The organism is Methylobacterium trifolii, assembly GCF_022179685.1.
Taxonomy (GTDB): Bacteria; Pseudomonadota; Alphaproteobacteria; order Rhizobiales; family Beijerinckiaceae; genus Methylobacterium; species Methylobacterium trifolii.
Genome location: NZ_BPRB01000367.1, coordinates 1 through 3,518 on the forward strand (window position 1 = coordinate 1; position 3,518 = coordinate 3,518).

The following is a 3,518-nucleotide window of genomic DNA, read 5'->3' on the forward strand; positions in this document are numbered from 1 at the left end:
TCTGACCTCGGCGCTCCAGCCCAGCCAGTGGGCAAAATCCGACACTTGGTACCTGCAACAAGGGGTCGCTTGCGACCCTTCTCGGACCCCCAGAAGATCTGCTTGCTGGCGCCTCAATCAGCCTTGAACGCCCCGGCCAACACCATGAAACTCGGCTGAAACGCGGGACATCATCGGCCCGAAACACAGTCAAGATAGCCTGATTGCAGGGGCGGGCGTGACTTTGACGGAGATTGTAATGTTTTGGCCAAAGGTGGTTATTCCCGTATTTTTAGCCTGCACGGCGCCCGCGTGGGCCGGCAAGGCCGAGACACCCACCGATCTCATCAGCACTCGGACGGCATTCGCTGCCGCGGTCTCAGCGAACAACGAAGCGGGCGCGGCGGCGCTGACGAGCTTTCCCCTAAAGAACACGGTTTACAAAGAGGCGCCGAAACTGACGCGGAAGGCGTTTTCGGCCCTGTTCGCCGATTACCGGCACATGGCCGCCTGCATCAGGACGACCCCGCTTATGTTCGAACGCGGCGCATGGCTCATCGACTGCGACGGAAACATCCTTCGTTTCGGGGTTCGTGGCGGCCGCTGGCTGCATACGGAATACGAAAACGTCAACGAATAGAACTCGGAAAATCGCGGCCCGCGCATTTCAGTTGGCGCCTCTTTTGCCTCCACCCAGCGCCACGACATCTTCCATGCTCCATAGCCAATTGCTGAAGCCAGCGGCAATGACAGGCGTCATGCGGGTCGAGATTCGAACCTTAGCAGACGCTGGAAAGGTCCGCTTTCAAGCTTTTAGGTGAAGCAGAGAATAAGTTTGTGTCAGCCGACGCTGGTACTTCCGAAAAGATGCTTGCCATTTCATGCCGGTAATATTCTGCTAGAAATGGGTACCTTTTCAATACCCGAGCCTCCTCGTCCTTGAATTTAACAATCATCAAACTTAGAGGCTTGATCAGCGTTGGATAATGCCTAGGTTCAGATGCTACAGTATAGTGAAGAACCCTTCGATAGAACGCTTGATGTTCTTTTCTTACTGTTGCTGTTGCGATCTGTGCCCCATAGTATTTCGCCGCCATAAATGGAATTCGCAGCGTTGCGTAAGGTAGATCGGGTGTACGTCGTGCCAAGCTATGATCTGATACAAATCGGTTTGGATCAATTATAATGCTTCCTTCCGATAAATACGGATTAATCAAATCGCCAAACGCTTCGACTGCTGGACTATTTGTGTTGTTAATCGAGACGACATGTACGCGAATTGAAGCCGCTAGGGCTCCGTCTACGTATACACCAACAATTTTGGCATTTGGTAATTCGTCGTGGTGATCGTGTATTTTCTCCGAAGCATGGTAGAGTATTGCACCTTCCTTCAGATATGCGTGATAGCGCAATTTATAGATATCTTCGCGTTCTCGCTCCGTCTTTATAACTCTGTAGCTTATGCGTTCTAGTAGGATTTGCATACGCTCGGCTAGCGGAGCGCTGTACGGAACCGAACTCATTATTGCTTCCCGATCTTAGGCCAAAGCAGGCCAGCACTCTCGCGATACAATTGGTACGCGCTCGACATCGCTGAAGCTGCAAATTTTGCCTCTTCTTTCCGTGCGGCTATAATGTATAGGATTGAAATTGCAGTAGTTACACTAAGCATAATAATGGATTGAGTGGAAATTGTGCAGCCAATCCAAAATATAATGTAACTCAGGTAAAAAGGGTGTCTCACAAAGCGGTATGGCCCCGACGTAACTATAAACTTTGGTTTGTCAGTGTCATAAGCTAAACTGAGACGCTGCCGTCTTGTTTGAGACACTGCTGTTATGAAAAGCGATCCGGCAGCAATATGGAATACCGCCCCGATCATTGCAGAAGATATGTTGAACTGCAAAAACCAGAACGCCCAAGCGTATGTACCGAATGCAAATAGGGAGATTACTGACAGAATTAGCATTCCGCTTGGTACACTATCACTCTTAAAATGACTTTTTACACCCCAACTAAATCCACCGAATACACATAGACCTAGAACGAAACAGGCACCTTTTAGATATCCATCCACCAGTCATCTCCAAATCTCGTAGTTTGCAGGTTGAGGCTAGCTGCAATCAATTCGTCGTGCTTCGCCATTAATTTGAGGCAATAATCAGACCAATCGCCTTCAGGGGCTATCTGATCGCTCTCTTCGGCGAGTAGATACTGCGCAGGTTGACAGAGTGCTAGCACGGATGTGAGTACGGAGGCGCAACGTCCGCTTCGTGGCAAAAAATTGGGGACCAGTTGCCACCCTTTGCCGAACATCAAGGTGGGTACCAAGCTCAGATTACGACCATGAGATCGCACGGCCTCTGGCTCTCCCACAGCGCCCCCGGCGTGGGCCGTCGCTGTTAATCAACTCAAGCCGCCTGCCAACCCGGCATCGCGACCGGCTCGCCTTCACACGCTTGCTTCGTTCTCGTTTTCCCGATCAGCCAGAACAAGCGTCACGCCCGCGAAGTCGCCACGCTGCCAAGCACGCCGAACGCGGCAGGTCAGATCCCGGCCGGCGATCGCGAGGTTGAAAAACTCGGGCAATCGATGGCGTCGAGCGACGCCGAGCTTTGCGCCGGACAGCGATATGTCGCGAATCACGCAGGAAATCGTCTCTCCGCCCTCCAACTCGATGGTGGCCATCCGCAACGTCGCGTGTCGCTGACCGCCGTCGCGCTTGTCCGTTGCGACGGTAGGCGCCATCCGAACGAGATCGGGCTGCGTCATCAGCTGGTCGCTCTACTGGCTCGAACGACCCGATTGCAGCGTCGTTCTAGGGGCTTCGGTACCGCGCTGCGCTTTCCGAAGTATGAAAAGCAGAGGCACAATCGATCGTATAGGCTTCATGGACCTAAGCTGCACAGCGACGCAACTACCAGGCGTGCGCAGGCTGGCCGTGCTCCTTCCCGTCGAACTCTTTGCGTAGCTTTTCTCTGCTTGTCGCCTGACGCTCAGCAAGATCGTCCAAATGCCATTCACGTTGCTCGCGAGCGTCTCGGCGAGTTCCTGTCTCCTCAGGCCATGTAGAAACCCTGTCAGCGTCTGCCGGCATCGACCACAGAAAACACATGGCGAGAATCAGTATCATCATTGCCGCTCCCGTACAGTCGGATAGCTGCGATGCTTGATTAAACATCTCGCGAGATGTGCCGTTCCGAGCTCCACATCGCTTGCTTTTTCCGCTGTTGATTGACGGTTATCGATAGGTTACTGGATCGAAGCCAACCGTTTCTGGTCTGACCGCACAGCAGGCGACCGATCCGAGACAGTCTAGCGCCGGGCGCTGATGTGGTAATTCGCGGCAAAGTCGCCTCTTGTTGCGAATTCCGAAGGGTTCGCCGGATCTTGGCCGGCGCGGGGGACCATGCCATGGTCCGGCATGCGCTATACCGTCCACATCCTACGCCTCAACGAGAGCGAACCGCTTCCCGCCAATCACTTGGACGGCTCGTTTGATACCTTGAACAAGGCATGAGACGCAGGAACTGCCGACG

General features: G+C 53.4%; 4 protein-coding genes. 1 reads left to right on the top strand and 3 read right to left on the bottom strand.

What is annotated here, in order from left to right; genetic code table 11:
• The first annotated feature begins 238 nt into the window (after positions 1-238).
• Positions 239-619, top strand: coding sequence for a hypothetical protein (locus COGEMETH_RS24565; protein ID WP_238185289.1), 381 nt, complete (start codon positions 239-241; stop codon positions 617-619).
• Between the two features lie 139 nt (positions 620-758).
• Here COGEMETH_RS24565 and COGEMETH_RS24570 read toward each other — a convergent pair whose 3' ends face one another.
• The 3 genes from COGEMETH_RS24570 to COGEMETH_RS24575 all read right to left on the bottom strand — a co-directional run bounded on the left by COGEMETH_RS24570 (position 759) and on the right by COGEMETH_RS24575 (position 2,751).
• On the bottom strand, positions 759-1,391 hold the full coding sequence (locus COGEMETH_RS24570) for an N-acyl amino acid synthase FeeM domain-containing protein (protein WP_238185290.1): 633 nt from the start codon (positions 1,389-1,391) through the stop codon (positions 759-761).
• Between the two features lie 110 nt (positions 1,392-1,501).
• Positions 1,502-1,948 (bottom strand): methyltransferase family protein, encoded by a 447-nt coding sequence (locus COGEMETH_RS25885; RefSeq protein ID WP_373875429.1) that lies wholly within the window; start codon positions 1,946-1,948, stop codon positions 1,502-1,504.
• 482 nt (positions 1,949-2,430) lie between these two features.
• Entirely contained in the window at positions 2,431-2,751 is a 321-nt protein-coding gene (locus COGEMETH_RS24575) for a PilZ domain-containing protein (protein ID WP_238185291.1), read from the bottom strand.
• Between the last annotated feature and the right edge of the window lie 767 nt (positions 2,752-3,518).